General features: G+C 74.8%; 16 protein-coding genes. 8 read left to right on the top strand and 8 right to left on the bottom strand.

Going from position 1 to position 16,260, the window contains the following annotated elements:
- Window positions 1-73: 73 nt before the first annotated feature.
- From AB0J76_RS36180 to AB0J76_RS36150, 7 genes are all read left to right on the top strand, one after another.
- Window positions 74-1,276, top strand: coding sequence for a hypothetical protein (locus AB0J76_RS36180; protein WP_352326568.1), 1,203 nt, complete (start codon window positions 74-76; stop codon window positions 1,274-1,276).
- On the top strand, window positions 1,273-2,391 hold the full coding sequence (locus tag AB0J76_RS36175) for a hypothetical protein (protein WP_352326569.1): 1,119 nt from the start codon (window positions 1,273-1,275) through the stop codon (window positions 2,389-2,391). Before AB0J76_RS36180 ends, AB0J76_RS36175 begins: the two co-directional genes overlap by 4 nt.
- On the top strand, window positions 2,361-3,053 hold the full coding sequence (locus AB0J76_RS36170; RefSeq protein WP_352326571.1) for a sigma factor-like helix-turn-helix DNA-binding protein: 693 nt from the start codon (window positions 2,361-2,363) through the stop codon (window positions 3,051-3,053). Before AB0J76_RS36175 ends, AB0J76_RS36170 begins: the two co-directional genes overlap by 31 nt.
- Window positions 3,054-3,151: 98 nt before the next feature.
- Window positions 3,152-3,538 carry a pyridoxamine 5'-phosphate oxidase family protein gene (locus AB0J76_RS36165; protein WP_352326573.1) on the top strand — a complete coding sequence of 129 codons (387 nt, stop codon included), beginning with the start codon at window positions 3,152-3,154 and terminating at the stop codon, window positions 3,536-3,538.
- 111 nt (window positions 3,539-3,649) lie between these two features.
- A complete protein-coding gene (locus AB0J76_RS36160) occupies window positions 3,650-4,960 on the top strand; it encodes a hemolysin family protein (protein ID WP_352326575.1) in 1,311 nt (436 codons plus the stop codon).
- Window positions 4,957-5,958, top strand: a complete 1,002-nt coding sequence (locus AB0J76_RS36155) for a hemolysin family protein (RefSeq protein WP_352326576.1) — start codon at window positions 4,957-4,959, stop codon at window positions 5,956-5,958. Before AB0J76_RS36160 ends, AB0J76_RS36155 begins: the two co-directional genes overlap by 4 nt.
- A gap of 82 nt (window positions 5,959-6,040) precedes the next feature.
- Window positions 6,041-7,012, top strand: a complete 972-nt coding sequence (locus AB0J76_RS36150; RefSeq protein WP_352326578.1) for a glycosyltransferase family 2 protein — start codon at window positions 6,041-6,043, stop codon at window positions 7,010-7,012.
- A gap of 4 nt (window positions 7,013-7,016) precedes the next feature.
- Here the strand turns inward: AB0J76_RS36150 and AB0J76_RS36145 are convergent, their stop codons facing one another.
- The 8 genes from AB0J76_RS36145 to AB0J76_RS36110 form a co-directional block, all read right to left on the bottom strand.
- Entirely contained in the window at window positions 7,017-8,255 is a 1,239-nt protein-coding gene (locus tag AB0J76_RS36145) for a glycosyltransferase family 4 protein (RefSeq protein WP_352326579.1), read from the bottom strand.
- Window positions 8,252-9,505, bottom strand: a complete 1,254-nt coding sequence (locus AB0J76_RS36140) for a hypothetical protein (protein ID WP_352326581.1) — start codon at window positions 9,503-9,505, stop codon at window positions 8,252-8,254. The genes AB0J76_RS36145 and AB0J76_RS36140 overlap by 4 nt, the downstream gene beginning before the upstream one ends.
- Window positions 9,493-10,239 (bottom strand): NTP transferase domain-containing protein, encoded by a 747-nt coding sequence (locus AB0J76_RS36135; RefSeq protein ID WP_352326583.1) that lies wholly within the window; start codon window positions 10,237-10,239, stop codon window positions 9,493-9,495. Before AB0J76_RS36135 ends, AB0J76_RS36140 begins: the two co-directional genes overlap by 13 nt.
- A gap of 8 nt (window positions 10,240-10,247) precedes the next feature.
- Window positions 10,248-10,871 (bottom strand): HAD family phosphatase, encoded by a 624-nt coding sequence (locus AB0J76_RS36130; RefSeq protein WP_352326584.1) that lies wholly within the window; start codon window positions 10,869-10,871, stop codon window positions 10,248-10,250.
- Between the two features lie 5 nt (window positions 10,872-10,876).
- Window positions 10,877-12,052 (bottom strand): 2-phospho-L-lactate transferase CofD family protein, encoded by a 1,176-nt coding sequence (locus AB0J76_RS36125; protein WP_352326586.1) that lies wholly within the window; start codon window positions 12,050-12,052, stop codon window positions 10,877-10,879.
- Window positions 12,049-12,837: a glycosyltransferase family 2 protein gene (locus AB0J76_RS36120; RefSeq protein WP_352326588.1), complete on the bottom strand. Its 789-nt coding sequence runs from the start codon at window positions 12,835-12,837 to the stop codon at window positions 12,049-12,051. The genes AB0J76_RS36125 and AB0J76_RS36120 overlap by 4 nt, the downstream gene beginning before the upstream one ends.
- A gap of 4 nt (window positions 12,838-12,841) precedes the next feature.
- The gene (locus AB0J76_RS36115; protein ID WP_352326589.1) at window positions 12,842-13,525 is read right to left on the bottom strand and encodes a hypothetical protein; all 684 of its coding nucleotides are present in this window, start codon (window positions 13,523-13,525) and stop codon (window positions 12,842-12,844) included.
- 399 nt (window positions 13,526-13,924) lie between these two features.
- Window positions 13,925-15,130, bottom strand: a complete 1,206-nt coding sequence (locus tag AB0J76_RS36110) for a CoA transferase (RefSeq protein WP_364392156.1) — start codon at window positions 15,128-15,130, stop codon at window positions 13,925-13,927.
- A 210-nt stretch (window positions 15,131-15,340) separates the two neighbouring features.
- On the opposite strand from AB0J76_RS36110, the gene AB0J76_RS36105 reads away from it, so the two are divergent.
- Complete coding sequence (locus tag AB0J76_RS36105; RefSeq protein ID WP_352326895.1) at window positions 15,341-16,177, top strand: SAM-dependent methyltransferase; 837 nt, start codon at window positions 15,341-15,343, stop codon at window positions 16,175-16,177.
- The last annotated feature ends 83 nt before the right edge of the window (window positions 16,178-16,260 follow it).

Genomic DNA, 16,260 nt, shown 5'->3' with positions numbered 1-16,260 from the left:
ATGACGGGAACAAGCCTGTCCGAAGTCGATATTGTGAGACCCGTCCTGTGCTCTCTTCGCGGGCGGATCGCACATGGCTCACCCCGGCTCCACGCGTCTCGGCGACAGGCTCGACCCGAGACACGACACGCGGCACGACACGAGGTACGACTCCGCGACCCGGCAGCTCGACAAGGCCGTCGCGCGTACCGCCGCGGGCGCGCGCGGGGCCGTCGGCCTGGTGTCGGTGGTCGCGGCCGGCCTCGGCGCGGTCCCGCCGGTCTCGGCCGCGTGGCTGGCGCCCGCGCTGGCGGCGGGCCTGGTGTGGACCGGGCTGTACCTGCGCCGGCTGCGCGGCGAGGAGCCGCTGCCGCACTGGCTGGTGGCCGGTGACGCGGCGACCACCGTGGCGGCCTGCCTGGCCCAGCGCCACCTGGTGCCCGTCCGGGCGTTCGACGCCGGGTCGAGCTGGATCGCGGGGCTGGTCACCATGACGATCGTCGTCATCGGGGTGACCTGGCGGCCCCGGATCGCCGTGCCGGCCGGGCTGGCCGTGGCGGGGGCGTACCTGGCGGGGGTGCGGCTCGCCGCGCCGTCCCAGGACGTGGCCGGCACGCTGGGCATCCACCTCGTCCAGCTCCTGGCGATCGTGATGCTGATGACGCTGCTGCGCCGCTCGGCCGCCTCCGCCGACGCGTTCCTGCGCGAGAGCGCGCGGGCCGAGATCGCCCTCATGGTCGAACGCCTGCGCCGCGAGGACGAGCTGCGCCAGGCCGCCAGCATCCACGAGACCGCCCTGCACACCCTGACCATGGTCGGCCTCGGCACCTACGACGAGCCGTCGCCCACCCTGCGCTCCCAGGTGGGCGCCGACCTGGCCGCGCTGGAGAAGCTGCGCGACCGGCCGCGCCCCGAGACCGCCCTCATCGCCCTCGACGCCCTGCTCGACGAGGTGGCCGGCCGCGTGCCCGGCCTGGACGTGCGCCGCCGGCTGATCCCGCAGACCGTCCCCGGCGACGTCGCCGAGCACTTCGCCCGCGCCGTCACCGAGGCCCTGGCCAACGTCGCGCTGCACGCCGGCGTGGCCGAGGCCGTCCTGGTCTCCAGCGGGCACGACGGCGAGATCCGGGTGGAGGTCGCCGACGCGGGCCACGGCTTCGACCAGGACCGCCTGCCGCCCGACCGGTTCGGCGTGCGCGGCTCGATCCTCGACACGATGAACGAGCTGCGCGGCGGCGGCGCCCGGATCTCCTCCGGCCGCACCGGCACGCGGGTGAGCATGTGGTGGCGGCCGTGACCGACGACATCGAGCAGGTCGCCCAGCGCTACGCCCGCTACACCGCGCTCGGCGCGGCCGTCATCGCCGGCTTCTGGCACACCGGCTACGACCTCACCGTCACCGTCACCGGCTGGAGCTCCTTCCGGTGGCCGGTGCTCGCGGCGGCCGCCTGGGTCGTCTACACGGCGGTCGGCGTGATCGCGGGCCTGTCGCTCGCGCGCACCTCGCGCGGCCCCGGCCGCGTCCTCGGCCTGGCGGTCGCGGCGCTGGCCGCCGACGTCGCGGTGATCGTGGCCTGCCGCCCGCAGGACCTGCTCGGCATCAGCGACTGGGGATGGGGGTCGGTCGGCTGGCTGGGCGTCATGCTGGCCTGGAACCGGCCGCGCTGGCGGACGGAGCTGGGGGCGTTCCTGGCCGTCAACGCCGCCGTCATGCTGGCCGCGATGGCCGTCGCCGGGGCGCTCGACCGGGTCTCGCTCGCCAAGTACCTGGTGGTCATCGTCGGCGGCGTCACCATGCAGCTCGGCTACACGGCCGGCTGCGCGCTGCTGCGCGCCCGCGCCGAGGACGCCGTGCTGCTGGCCCGCCGGCTCGCCGCCGACGACGCCTGGCGGGAGTCGGCCAGGAGCATCCACGCCGACCGCATCCGCAGGTACGCCGCCATCAGGGACGTGGCCGAGTCGCTGCTCCAGCAGCTCGCCGACGGGGCCGACCCCGGCGACCCGCGCGTCCGTGAGGACTGCACGGCCGGCGCCATGCGGCTGCGCCGCCTGATCACCGAGCGCGAGGACGTCCCGGACGCGCTGGTGGCCGCGCTGCGCGAGCGCATCGACGCGGCCGAGCGGCGTCAGGTGCTGGTGACCGCGCCGCCGTTCGGCGAGAACCTGCCCGCGCTGCCCGAGGGCGTGCGGGAGGATCTGCTCAGGGCGCCGGTCCTGGCGCTGGACGGCGCCCGCTCGCGGGCCAGGGTCACCGTGTCGGCGATGTCGGCCATGGTGAGCGTGGCCGTCGTCGCCGACAACGACGACCTGCCGGTCAGCCCCACCCCGGTGCGCGAGCCCAGCGGGGTCGTGGTCACCTACCAGCGCCAGGGAGGGGAGGTATGGGTCAACAGCATCTGGCAGCGCCCGTGACGGTCGCCCTGGTCGAGGACCACCAGGTGGTGGTGGACGGCGTGCGCTCCTGGTTCGGGCCGGGCAGCGGCGTCGAGCTGGTCGCCCAGGGGCCCACGATCGAGTCGGTCCGCGGCGTGGCCGCCGACGTGCTGCTGCTCGACCTCAACCTCAACGGCACGATGGTCGCCGACCGGGTGGGCGGCCTGTGCGCGGGCGGCCAGCGGGTGATCGTCTTCTCCGAGCACGAGGAGCCCGAGATCGTCCGGGCGGTGCTGGACGCGGGCGCGTCGGCGTTCATCGGCAAGGGACGCGCCACCCGGGAGTCCTGCCTGGAGACGATCATGGAGGTGGCCGCCGACCGGCCGTCCGTGACGCTGCCCATGGCCCAGGCCATCGCCACGGACGAGGGCCCCCATCGCCCCCAGCTGTCGGACAAGGAGCGGGCGGCGCTGCTGTTCTGGTTCCAGTCGATGTCGAAGGCGTCGGTCGCGGCCCGCATGGGCATCAAGGAACGCACCGTGCGCCAGTACATCGACCGCGCCAGGGTCAAGTACGCGGCGGCCGGCCGGCCCGCGCCGACCAAGGAGAAACTGCTCATCTGCGCCATCCAGGACGGCCTGATCCGCCCCGACGAGGTCGGGATCTACACCTCCCACGCCCGCCAGGGCCCGGCCTCCTGAGCCGCCCCTTCGCCGGGCGGATACGATGTCGCTCGCCCGGAGGCCCTGAGCGGGCGTCCGGCGCCCCGAGCAGGCGTCCGGAAACCCTGAGGAGGATCGTGGACCTGGCCGAGCTGGGCGAGGCGTTCGCCGCGTTCTGGCAGGAGCGGCACCTGTGCACGCTCGCCACCGCCCGCGACGGCGGCCCGCCGCACGTCGTGCCCGTCGGCGCGACCCTCGACCTGGACACCGCGACCGCCCGCGTGATCACCTCCGGCTCCTCGCGCAAGGCCAGGCTGATCGGCGCGGACGGCGCCGCGGTGTCGCTGTGCCAGGTCGACGGCCGCCGCTGGTCCACCCTGGAGGGCCGGGCCGTGGTGCGCACCGAGCCCGAACAGGTCGCCGACGCCGAACGCCGGTACACCGCCCGCTACAAGCCGCCCCGGCCCAACCCGTCCAGGGTGGTGCTGGAGATCCAGGTGACGCGCGTGATGGGCAACGTCTGATCACTGGCGGTTCGTCATGACTTCCGCACGCCCGACCCGGATGCTAGCTTTCGCCCGTGGAGTCTGAGTACGACCGGCCGCCCGCGGCGTTACCCGAGGGCCCGGGCTGACGTGCTCCTCGACGCCGTCCAGCTGCTCGCGGCCCTGGCCCTGATCCTGGCCAACGGCATCTTCGTCGCGGCCGAGTTCTCCCTCGTCACCGTCGAACGCGGCCAGGTCCGCCAGCTCGCCGAGGACGGCGACCGGGGCGCCCAGGGCGTCGAGGCCGCGGTGCAACGGCTGTCGTTCCACCTGTCGGGCGCTCAGCTCGGCATCACCGTCACCTCGCTGCTGCTCGGCGTCGTGGCCGAGCCCGCCATCGCCGACCTGCTCGACCCGCTGCTCGGCGGCGTCCCGGCGGCGCCGGTCGTGCTGGCGATCGCGCTGTCCACGGTGGCGCAGATGGTGCTGGGCGAGCTGGTGCCCAAGAACGCCGCCCTGTCCAGGCCGCTCGCGGTGGCCCGGCTGGCGACGCCGCCGCAGCGGGCGTTCTCGGCGGCGTGCGGGCCGCTGATCCGGCTGTGCAACGCGGTGGCCGACGCGATCGTCCGACGGCTCGGCGCCGAGCCGCAGGAGGAGCTGGCCTCCGCCCGCTCGCCCGAGGAGCTGGGCCTCCTGGTACGCCTGTCGGCCGAGGCCGGCGTGCTCCAGCCCGGCACCGCCGCCATGCTCCAGCGGGCCCTGCGCTTCGGCGGCAAGACCGCGGCCGAGGCCATGACCCCGCGTACGGACTGCGTGACCGTCCCCGGCGCCACCAGCGTCGCCGACTTCCTCAAGCTGGCCAGGAGCCGCCGCCACCTGCGCATCCCGGTCTGCGGCGCGGAACGCGACGACATCCTCGGCATCGCCAGCGTCCCCGGCGCCTGCGCGGTGCCGCCGTCCGAACGCGACACGACCCCGGTGGCCGCGATCGCCCGGCCCGCGCTCCAGGTGCCCGAGACGCTGCGGCTGGAGGTCGTGCAGGAGCGCCTGGCCGCCGCCCGCGCCGAGATGGCCGTCGTGATCGACGAGTACGGCGGCCTGGCCGGCGTCGTCACCGTCGAGGACCTGGCGGAGGAGCTGATCGGCGACATCGCCGACGAGTACGACCTGCCCGAGGAGCAGTCCGACGAGCCCTCGCCCGTGCTGCTAGCGCCGGGCGCCTCCGTGCACCTGCCGGCCCTGCTGCGCGCCGACGAGGTCGAGGAGCGCACCGGCTTCCGCATGCCGCAGGGCCCCTACGAGACGCTCGCCGGGCTGGTGCTGGCCGCGCTCGGCCGCATCCCGGACCCCGGCGACGAGGTGGTGGTCCGCGAGTGGGTCCTGCGCGTGGAGACCATGCGGGGACGCCGGGTCGAGCAGGTCACGCTGACCGCGCCGGGCCCGGCGGGGGAGCGCCGGTGAGCCTCGTCCAAGGGCTGGTCATCGTGCTGCTGCTGGCCGTCAACGGCTTCTTCGTGGGCGCGGAGTTCGCGCTCATCTCCGCCCGCCGCACCCTGATCGAGCCGCGGGCGCGCGAGGGGTCGCGGCGGGCGCAGGCCGTGCTCACCGCCATGAACGCCGTCCCCACCATGCTGGCGGCGGCGCAGCTCGGCGTGACGCTGGCCTCGCTGGTGCTCGGCGCGGCCGGGGAGCCGGTGGTGGCCGGCGCGGTCGGGCCGCTGCTGGCCGCCGCAGGGCTGCCCGAGCGGCTGGTCCATCCGATCGCCTTCGCGGTGGCCCTGCTGCTGGTGGTCGCGGCGCACGTGATCATCGGTGAGATGGTGCCGAAGAACCTGGCGCTGTCGGCGCCCGACGTGGCCGCGCTGTGGCTGGTGCCGCCGCTGTTCGTGCTGGCCAGGGCGACCCGGCCGGTGCTGACGCTGGTCAAGGCCATGGCGGGGGTGGTGCTGCGGCTGCTGCGCGTCCCCTCCGCCGAGGAGGTCCGTACCGTCTACACCTCCGGCGAGCTGCCCGTGCTCATCGAGGAGTCGCGCCGCCACCGCCTGCTCCGCCAGGACGAGCGCGACCGCCTGATCGCCACCCTCGCCCTGCACGCCCGCCCGGTCGGCTCGGTGATGGTGCCGATGAGCGAGGTCGTCAGCGTGCCCGAGACCATCGACAGCGCCGGCCTGCAACGGTACGCCGGCCGCCACGGCCACTCCCGCTTCCCCGTGCACGGCGCCGACCCCGCCGAGCTGCGCGGCTACCTGCACGTCCTGGACGCGCTGAACGGCCACGGCGCCGCCGAGCCGCTGCCCGTGCGCGCCCTGCCGCAGGTGCCCGCCACCGCCACCCTGGCCCAGGTGCTGGCCGTCATGCGCGCCCGCCGCGCCCAGCTCGCCGCGGTCGCCGACGAGTCAGGACGGGTGCTCGGCGTCGTCACCCTGGACGACGTGCTCGGCGGGATCATGACTGGCTGAGACGGGGGTCCGTGCGAGATCATGGAGCAGGGCCGCGGGCCGTGGTGACCGCGACCGGGGAACTCGCCGGAGGGCAACGCTCGTGACGACGGTCTCGCTGATCGTGCCGTGCTACAACGCGGCCAGGACCCTGCGCCTGTGCCTGGAGTCGGTGCTGGCCCAGACCCGCCTGCCCGACGAGATCGTGGTCGTCGACGACGCCGGCTCCGACGGCTCGGCGGCCCTCGCCGAGGAGCTGGGCTGCCGGGTCGTGCGCCTGCCCGAGAACCGCGGCGTGTCGGCGGCCAGGAACGCCGGCGTCGAGCACACGACCGGCGAGGTGATCTTCTTCCTGGACAGCGACGTGGCGCTGCGGCCCGACGCGGTCGCGCAGGCCGTCGCGATCCTGGAGGCCGATCCGGGCGTCGGCTGCGTGCACGGCGTCTACGACACCGAGCCGCTGATCGACGACGGCCCGGTCGAGTGGTACCGGCTGCTGCACCAGGTCCACTGGCGCCGCCGGCACCTGGGCGAGGTCAACAGCGTCGTGTTCGCCCTGGCCGCCATCCGCCGTGACGTGCTGACCCGGGCCGGCCGGCTCGACGAGAGCCTGCGCGACTGCGAGGACGTCGAGTACAGCAGCCGCCTGGCCGTCCACACCCGGATCGTGCTGACCGACGCCGTGGCCGGCCGGCACGACGAGGGCCACCGCTTCCTGCCCGTGTTGTCGGAGCAGTGGCGGCGGGCGCTGCCGCTGATCCCGCTCGCGCTGGCCACGGCCAGGCGGGGCGCGGCCAAGCCGGAGAACGCCAACAGCCGGGCCGGCATCCTCGCCTGCGCGCTGGCGCTGGCCTGCCTGCCGCTCGGCCTGTTCGCGCCGGCGCTGTTCGCGGTGCCCGTCGTGCTGGTCGGGTGGTTCGTGGTGGCCGATCCGGAGCTGCTGCGGTTCGTCCACCGGGAGCGCGGCCCGGCCTTCACCGCCTACTTCATGGCCGTGCACCTGGCCGTGCACGTGGTGCTGGTCACCGGCCTGGCCGTCGGCTCCCTGCGCGTGCTGCGGGGCGGCCCGGCCTGACCCTCTAGGAGGCGGGCGGCTTGAGCGCCGCCCGGTAGACCGCGGTCGTGGCCGCCGCCGCGCGCTCCCAGCTCAGGCTCTCGCGGACGAACCGCTCGCCGCGCTCGCCCAGCGACCGCCGCAGCGCCTCGTCCGACATGACGTCGACGATCCCGCGCGCGATGTCGGCCGGCTCGGCGGCCCGGACGAACCGCGCCGCGGGCCGCGCCGGGTCGTCGCCGAGGAAGATCCGGGAGAAGCCGTCGCCCAGGAGCGTCGCCCGTCCCAGGGCCATCGCCTCGGTCGCGACCAGCCCGAACGGCTCGAACAGCGAGGGGAACACGCACGCGTCGGCCAGCTCGTAGTACTCCAGCAGCTCGCGGCCGGTGACGAAGCGGCCCGAGGTGAGCACCCGCCCGCGCAGCCCGGTCGCGGCCACGATGCGCCGGACGCCCACCTCGTCCCCCTCGCCGACGATCAGCAGCCGCAGCCCCGGCACGGCGGCCGACGCCGTCCGCATCGCCTCCAGCAACTGGTAGACGCCCTTCTGGCGTTCGATCCTGCCGACGAACAGCAGCACCTTGTCCCGCTCGGACAACCCCAGCCGCCGCCGCAGCGCCGCCGCGCCCCGCCGCAGCGCGTCCAGGTCGAAGGCCGGATCGGCGACGACCCGCTCGTACGTGCCGCCGAGCGGCACCACGTCGACGGGCGTACGCCGCCACCCCGCGGCGAGAAGCTGCTCGCGCACCTCGGGCGTGGCCACCACCACCCGCCGCGAGATCCGGGCCAGGTGGCGTTCCAGCGCCGCGAACAGGTTCAGCGGGTCGCGGATGCTGCGCTGCGCGGCCACGCCGTACTCGGTGGTGTGCACGTGCAGGACCACCGGCAGCCGCAGCAGGTGGTGGCAGAGCAGGGCGGCCAGGAAGTTCGTCGAGTCGTGCACGGCGACCAGGTCCGGCCGCGCGCCGCGGCGCAGCCGCCGCACGTACCGCCAGTCGCTGACCACGACCTGCGCGGCCAGCAGCAGGAACTCGGCGCGACGGGTGCGGTTGAGCCGCCGCCCGCGCGCGCCGGGCAGCCGGACGCGCGGCCGGTGCACGGTGACGCCGTCCACGCGCTCGTCCACCGGCAGGTCGCCGACGTTGAGCGTGTGGACGGTGAGCTCGTGCTCGCGGGCGAGCCACGGGGTGATCAGCTCGACGTAGCGGCCGAGCCCCGCCGTGACGTTGGGCGGGAACTGGTTGACCACGCAGGCGATTCTCATGACAGGTCCTTGAGGTAGACGCGCGCGGCCGTCACGGCCACGACGGCCAGCAGGAGGAGGTTGACCAGCGCGAACCCGGCCAGGCCGCCGGCCACCCCGTGCCACCGGACGCACCAGGCCGGCACGGCGAGCGCGACCGGCGCGCTCATGAGCAGGCAGCCGATCAGCACGCGGGCGCCGCGCACCCCGTCCATGGACAGCGCCACCGAGTACAGGTTGAACGCCGTGTGCGCCCCGATGCCCAGCGCCGACAGCGTCATCAGCCCGGTCGAGTACGGGTACTCGCCGCCCATCAGCAGGAAGAACACCGTGCTCGCGGCGAAGGAGAAGACCGCCGTCGCCCCCGCCACGGCCGGGACCAGCCGGGCGATCCGCCGCATCAGCAGCGGTTTGTCGGCGGTCGCCATCCTGGGCAGCAGCACCAGCAGCACGCCGTCGGTGAACACCACGCCGAGCAGCCGCTTGGGGAAGCCGTTGTAGACCGCGTACACGCCGACGTCGGCCGGGGCCGCCCAGTGGTTCAGGTAGAGCACGTCCACGCCGAACAGCAGGCCGGTCAGCGCGGCGACGGCCGTCACGTACGCGCCGTGCCGGTAGAGCGAGCGGGCCAGCCGCGCCGAGAACGCCCGCGGCCGCACCCCGGCCGCCGCCGTCGCCACCACCGCGAACGCCGCGTTCGTCGCGATCAGCGCGACCAGGTACGGCCCGGCGTCCCTGATGCCCAGCACCAGCAGGCAGAAGCAGGCGGCGCCCAGGTAGGCGACCGCGACCGCCAGCTTGAGCCGGGCCACCAGCGCGAACCGGCCGAGCCCCCGCAGGAACCCGTCCGCGAGCTGGTTGACTGTCATCGACGCCGCCAGCGCCAGCCCGTAGGCCAATGTGGGGACGTCCACGTTCAGCGCGGGCGTGAGCAGCGGGGCGGCCAGCAGGCCCAGCGCGGCCAGCCCGGCGCTCATCGCCAGCGTCGCCGCCAGCGCCGTCGTGACCAGCGCAGGACGCTCGCCCGGCGCGGCCCGCGGCAGCTCCTGGAGCACGACGTAGTGCAGGCTCGTCAACATCACCACGGTGACGATCAACGCGATCGACAACACCACCGTGAACCGGCCGAACGCGCTCGCCCCCGCGCCCCGCGCGACGACCAGCGTGGTGGCCGCCGCCAGGCCGCTGGCCGCCGTGCTCACCAGCGTCGGCCCCGCCGCCCACCGGTGCCCACGGACGAGGTCCGCCGCGCGGCCACTCAGCCCGTGCACCGCGCGTACGCCCGCCGGGCGAACTCCAGGTCGTCGGCCGTGTTGACGCCGCGCGCCTCGGCCGGGTCGGTCACCGGCACGACCGTCACCGGCCATCCCTCGGCCCGCGACAGATGCGCCAGGAACGGCAGGAAGTTCACCTCGCCGGTGGCCGCGCCGCGCGCCGCGCCCGCCGCGTACCGCTCCCACGCCTCCCGCAGGCCCGCGGTGGCCAGGCAGAACACCCCGATGTCGCTGAGCCCGCCCGGCCGGCACGCCTCGCCCTCGCGCGACTGCCGCACCCGGACGAGCTCGCCCCCGGCCAGCTCGTACTCCACGTACGGGTCGTCCATCGGCACCAGCGGCAGGGTCAGCCCCTCGCCCGGATGGGCGGCGACGACCCGGCGCACGGTCCGCGCCGACAGGTTCGCCTGGTCGCCCCAGACCACCAGGATCGTCTCGTACCCGGCCCAGTGCCCGGCCGCGCCGAAGATCGCCGCGCCCATCCCGGTCGGCCGCTCCTGAACGCTCACCGACACCCCGGGCGTCCCCGCCACCAGCTCGCCGAACGGCCCCGCGCCCGCCGGGGACACCACCACGTGCACGTGCCCGGCCGCCGGGCGCAGCCGCCGGTGCAGGACGTCCCACACGGTGACGCCGTCGGCCAGGCTGATCATGATCTTCGGGAGGTCGTGGCCGAGCCGCGTCCCGCGTCCGGCGGCCGGGATCACCGCGCACACCCGCCGTTCACTCACGTCGCCGATCACCTCTCCAGCAGGGACACGATGTGGTCCAGGTCAGGGGCCGCGACCGCGCCGGGCGCGGGCTCGGCGGTGTGCACGTGCAGCGTCGCCAGCCCGGCGCCGACGGCCGACGCCACGCCGTGCGCGCAGTCCTCCAGCGCCACGGCCGCGGCCGGGCGCACGCCCCAGCGGCGGCAGGCCGCGGCGTAGAACCCCGGGTCGGGCTTGCTCACCGGCACGTCGTCGGCGGTCAGCACGCCGCGCACCGGCAGCGGGCACGCGGCCAGCACCCGCTCCACCGAGGCCCGGCTGCCGCCCGTGACCAGGTACGCGGCCCGGCCCGCCGCGCCCAGCGCGGCCAGCAGGCGGCGCGCGCCGGGGAACGGCCGCACCAGGCCCGCCTCGACGTAGCCGCGGTAGAGCCGCTGCTTGTGCCGCGCCAGCCGGCCGGCCGCCGCCGGGTCGCCGGTCAGCCGGGCGGCCACCGCGGCGGTGCTCGCGCCCGCGTGGTCGGCGTAGCGGAAGGTCTCCAGCGCGCCGGGCGCGTGCTCGGCCAGGGCGTGGCGGAAGGCGGCCTCGTGCGCGGGGGCCGAGTCCACCAGCGTGCCGTCGAGGTCGCACAGCCAGACCGTCCAGGGCAGCATCCGGCTCACCCGGCCCGCGCCAGCGGCGCCTCGCCGAGCACCGCGAGCAGCGCCTCGGCCGTACGCGGGCCGCAGTGGGCGCCGGGCCGGGCCGGGTCCTCCAGGTCGGCGCTGATCCAGCGCGCCCCCGCCCACGAGCCCCGCTCCAGCACGCGGGCCGGCACGGCGGGAGCGCCCGCGCCCCGGCCGCTGAGCACGTGCGTGATCGTGGCCCGCTCGTTGCCCGGGTCGCCCAGGTAGGCCAGCGTGCGGTCCACCAGGTCGGTGGCCGTCAGCCCCTGGACGTCGTGGTCGCCGCCGACGTTCACGACGAACACCCTGGCCGCGGCCCCGCTTCCGGACAGGGCCTCGGCCAGGCCCGGGGTCAGGTAGCTGGGCAGCAGCGAGGAGTGGGGGGTGCCGGGGCCGTACACGATCAGGTCGGCCCCGGCCAGGGCCCGCAGCGCCTCGGGGTTCGGCGTCACCACGGCGGACCGGCGGGCCAGCAGCTCGCGCACCCGTTCGGCCGGGCGTCCCGCCAGCGCGGCGCGGTCGGCCGCCGACAGCGGCTCGCGCAGCAGGAACAGGCCGGTGATGGGCACGCCGTCCTGCGGCGCGACGATGTCGGCCTCGTCGGCCTGCACCCGGCCGTCCTGCTTGAGCGCGACGAGGAACGCGTTCTCGCCGCCGGTCACGTTCAGCAGCCGCACCGGCGAGCCGAACGTGCGGGCGCACGCCCGGACGGCCGCGTTGAAGTCCTCGCCCAGCCGCAGGTACGCCCCGGCGAACACCAGGTTGCCCAGCGCGCAGTCGGCCAGGTCGAGCCCGCCCGGCCGGGCGGCCAGGCGGCCGGCGACGACCCGCAGCTCCCGCGCCGCCTCCGCCGGGCCCGCCGCGGCGACGTCGCCGATCAGCGCGTCCAGGTCGGCCGGGGTGGCGCCGGGCGGGAGCCGGCGTTCCAGCAGCGTGTGGCGCGGGTCGCCGGGGTCGAGGTGCAGCAGCAGGTTCTTGCGGAAGTCGGACGGGCCCAGCATGCCCGGCAGCCAGCGGCGCAGCGCGCCCGTGGACAGCCCGTTGTCGTACCCGTTGACCAGCAGCGACAGGCTCGTCCCCGGGGTGCGCAACAGCGCGCGGGCGATGCCGGCGCCGCCGCGCCCGCCGCCGAACAGGGCCACCGACACCCTGCGCGTCACCGTGCTCACCGCACCTCCTCCAGCGGGGAGCGGCCCAGCGGGAACGGCGCGAGCGGCGCCCGCAGCACGCCCCGGCGCAGCAACCAGCGGCGCAGCCCGAGGTAGCCGACGAACAGCGCCCGGTCGCGCGCCCCGCGCCAGAACCGCCAGCCCCGGCTGCCGCCGCCGCGCTCGCGGTGCTCGATCGGCAGCTCCTCCCACACGTGCCCCAGCTCGGCCACGCGGGCGGTGATCTCGGTGGAGCAGTTCATCCCCGCCGACTCCAGCGGCAGCGCCCTGAACAGCGGGCCGCGCACCACCTTGAAGATCGAGTTGAAGTCGCGGTAGCGGGTGCGGTGCAGCAGGTTGCTGACCGCGCCGCTGGCCGCCGACCCCCACCGGTACGGCAGGCTGTCGGCCTTCCTGACCCGCGCCCCCGAGAAGGCCGGCCCGCCGCCGGCCCGGATGCGCTCCAGGAACGCGTCGAGGTTGGCGATCGGGAACTGGCCGTCGGAGTCGAGCAGCACCACCCAGTCCAGCCGGGTGCGCGCGACGGCCGCGGCGATGGCGGCCCCCGCGCCCCGGTTGCACGCGAAGGTGACGACGACGAGCTGCGGGCAGTCCTCCTGGAGCTCGCGCAGGATCGGCCCGGTGGCGTCGGAGCTGCCGTCGTCGCACACGACGATCTCCCACGTGGCCACCCCCGGGTGGCGCTCCAGGTACTCCCGCCATTCCGTCACCGCCGCCGCGATGTTGTCCGCCTCGTTGTACGCGGGTGCCGCCACGGAGACGTCGACGGCTGGCCTGTTCGGCAAGGGGTCACCTCCTCCGGGTGGCGTCCGTGTCGGCGCCGACCCCGGTCAGGCGCCCGATCCAGCGGTCCAGGGGCAGCAGGTTGACCCCGGCGACGACCGGGACGTGCGCCAGCGTGAACACGACCGCCCCCCAGAACGGGATCGGCCCGCCGGTGAACAGGTTGATGTGCGGGGCGTCGATCCGGTCGGGGATCTCGACCGGGTTGACCACCTGCCACATCACGTCCAGGAAGCCGGAGAACACGATCAGCACCCCGCTCGCCATGATCTTCAGGCAGCGGCCCGGCGACCCGCCCCCGATCCGGTACGCGGCGGCGGCCGTCAGCACGATCCCCGGGTAGAGCAGCAGGTAAAGGTGCGTGTAGAAGTCGTCGCCGTGTGCCCGCGCGCCGTCGCCGTAGTAGAACCAGCTGATCCTCGGGATGAGGTAGCCGGTCAGGAACACGAACGGCGCGTACAGCAACCAGTGCAGGCGCGGCGACACCCAGGGGAAGAACGCGATCGCGCAGCACAGGCAGGCGAAGGCGAGCAGCTTGGCGGCGAGCTGCCAGGCGGTGTCGATCTCGCGGGCGTGCGGGGTGGCCAGCCAGACGAAGGCGAAGCCGGCCGCGCCGACGGCCAGGGCGATCCACCAGATGTGGGCGGCCCAGGGGCGCGGGACGTCGAGCAGGGGGTCGGGATGGTTCACTACCGGTCCTCGTGGGCGTCATCGAAGGGTCACGGGAGCGCTCCCAACGCAGTATGTCACCTGTCCCGGCGACGGCCACCGCAATATCGGATAACGGACCCACCGGAACTTGCGGGCCTGCTGACTAACAGTAGTGTCGGCCTGAAAGCCCAGGTCAGGGGTTATGGCGCAGTCGGTGGAACGATGCAGGACAAGGGGGACCGCAAAGGGCCTGCCTGCGATGTCAAGTCCGGGCGGGAAGTCCGGGCGGGCAGTGTTCTGTCCGGCGCTTTCTAGGTGAAACTTGGATCGTCTTCAGGTAAGACCAGCTCGGCGGGTGTTTCGGCGTGTTGGGAGCGCTCCCGCGACTTCTCATCTTTCGGGCCCGTAACCACGGTTTCGGTCATGACCAAATCGCGGTCAGCCGACCACGCCCTCCGCGCGCAGGGCGGCCACCTGTGCCGGGGACAGGGACAGGAGCTCGCCCAGCACCGCGTCGGTGTGCTCGCCCAGCTCGGGCGCGGGCGACGGCGGGGTCTGGCGGCCGTCCAGGAGCAGGGGGCCGCCCGGGGCCAGGTGGGGGCCGACGCCCGGCTGGTCGAGCGGGGCCATCAGCGGCTCCGCGCGCAGCGCCGCCGCCCCGCCGGCGGCCAGCTCCGCCAGCGTCCGGTACCGCGACCAGAGCACCGACGTGCCCTTCAGCCCCTCCTCGGCCTCGGCCGCCGTGCGCGCGGCGAACCACGGCGCGAGCAGCCCGCCCAGCGCCTCCCGGTGGACGTAGCGGTCGGACTCGGAGCGGAAGTCGGCGGGCAGCGCCTCCTCCAGCGCCGACACCACGCGCGACAGCCCGGTGACGGCGACCAGGTCGCGCCAGTGGCGTTCGGTGAGCACCAGGACCATGAGCCGCCGCCCGTCGGCGGTGGCGAAGTCGCGGCCGAAGTCGCCGTAGAGGTCGTTGCCGATGCGCGGCCGGCCGGCGCCGCCGAGCTGGGCCTCGGCCAGGAGGCCCAGGTTGCCCATGGTCGCCAGGGCGACGTCGTGCAGGGCCACGTCGAGGCGGCGTCCCCGGCCGGTCGCGGCCCGGTGGCGGTCGGCCGCGAGCAGGCCCACGGCCAGGTACAGGCCGCAGGCGACGTCCCAGGCCGGCAGCACGTGGTTGACCGGGCCGTCGTGGCCGGCGGGGCCGGTCGCGTACGGCAGGCCGAGCCCGGCGTTGACCGTGTAGTCCACGGCGGGACGGCCGTCGCGGTGGCCGAGCAGCCGCGCGTACACCAGATCGGGACGACGCCCGGCCAGCTCCTCGTACGACAGCCCGGCCCGGGGCGGCGCGTTGGTGAGCACCGTGCCCGCCGCGACGGCCAGCTCGGCGACCAGCGCACGCCCCCGGGCCGAACGCAGGTCCACGGTGACCGAGCGCTTGCCCTTGTTCAGCCCCGCCCAGTAGAGGCTGCGGCCGGAGGGCGCGAGCGGCCAGCGCCGCGCGTCGGGCCCGCCGCCGACCGGATCGACCCGGACGACCTCCGCCCCGAGCTGGGCCAGCGTCATCCCGCCGAGCGGCGCGGCGACGAAGCTGGACAGCTCCACGACCCGCATCCCGGCCAGCGGTGCGGCATGCTCCTCCGCCACGGCCACCTCCCTGTCGATCCGCCGATCCTACGCGCGGACGGCGGCCCGATGATCTAGCCCGGAAGTTCTGGTAACAAACATTTCCCGAAATAACCGGTCTGCCCCATTGTCATTAACTGGAATTGTTGGAACATATGGTCTGAGTCACGAGTGAAGTCCAAAGATCGCCTACCGCAAGAAGGTGGCGGCGAGGGGAAAGGGGCAACGCTCATGCGCCAGCGTGCTGTCCGCAACTTGGCCAGGCTTGGCACGGCGCACGCCAGGATCACGCGGATACTTGACGCCGCCGCGGGCGGGAAGAACAACTTCCTCGCCGACCGGGACCTGGTTCGCCATTTCGATCAAGTAACTCCCGTCGCCACCACCGCGGCCCGTGCCGTTCTTGAATACCTGACGCGAGTGATCGGTCATTTGGCCGCCGTCGAGGGCGTGGACCAATTCATGATCGTGGGGAGCGGCGTGCCGAACGGCCCTTCGGGCGGCAGCCGCCTGCACGAGGTGGCCCGCCTGACCTCGCCCGGCCCGGACGTCCGCGTCGTGTACGTCGAGAGCGACCCGATGGCCCTGACGCTGGCCCAGGCCACCATCGAGCCGTTCTGCGACCTGGTGCGCGTGGTCGACGGCGACGTGCGGGAGATGGACGAGATGCTCGGCGACCCGGTGGTGCAGACGTTCCTCGACTGGGATCGGCCGATCGCCGTGCTGCTGCTGTCGGCCCACAGCCTTGACGACGAATGCGCCCGCACCGTCGTCAAGCGGCTGCGGCACGCCGTCCCCGAGGGCAGCTTCCTCGGGCTGCTGCACATCACGTTCGACGGCGTGCCGGGGGAGCTGGCCCCGGCCGTGCGGGGCATGCTGGCCATGACGTTGCCCGGCCTGAACGTGCGCACCCGCGCCGAGGTCGCGGACCTGCTGGACGGTCTCGACCTGCTGGAGCCGGGCCTGGTGTGGGTGCCCGAGTGGCGTCCCGCCGCCGACGACGACCCGGCCTGCGCGGACGCCCCCGCCTCGTCCGGCAACTACGGAGCCGTGGCCCGCATCCCCTGACCTTCCACCGGACGGCCCTCGCGGCCTGCCCGCCCCCGCCGTGAACGATGATGCGGCCTGCGGGAGACAGCGAGATGACCGCC

It is taken from the genome of Nonomuraea sp. NPDC049624 (assembly GCF_040675255.1).
In the GTDB taxonomy this organism is placed as follows: Bacteria; Actinomycetota; Actinomycetes; order Streptosporangiales; family Streptosporangiaceae; genus Nonomuraea.
This window is presented reverse-complemented; position numbering and strand designations above follow the sequence as displayed.

Excerpts from the sequence above, each read along its gene's own strand:
- AB0J76_RS36180 (WP_352326568.1), top strand. The coding sequence starts at position 74 with ATGGCTCACCCCGGCTCCACGCGTCTCGGCGACAGGCTCGACCCGAGA.
- AB0J76_RS36170 (WP_352326571.1), top strand. The coding sequence starts at position 2,361 with ATGGGTCAACAGCATCTGGCAGCGCCCGTGACGGTCGCCCTGGTCGAG.
- AB0J76_RS36145 (WP_352326579.1), bottom strand. The coding sequence starts at position 8,255 with ATGAGAATCGCCTGCGTGGTCAACCAGTTCCCGCCCAACGTCACGGCG.
- AB0J76_RS36130 (WP_352326584.1), bottom strand. The coding sequence starts at position 10,871 with ATGCTGCCCTGGACGGTCTGGCTGTGCGACCTCGACGGCACGCTGGTG.
- AB0J76_RS36105 (WP_352326895.1), top strand. The coding sequence starts at position 15,341 with ATGCGCCAGCGTGCTGTCCGCAACTTGGCCAGGCTTGGCACGGCGCAC.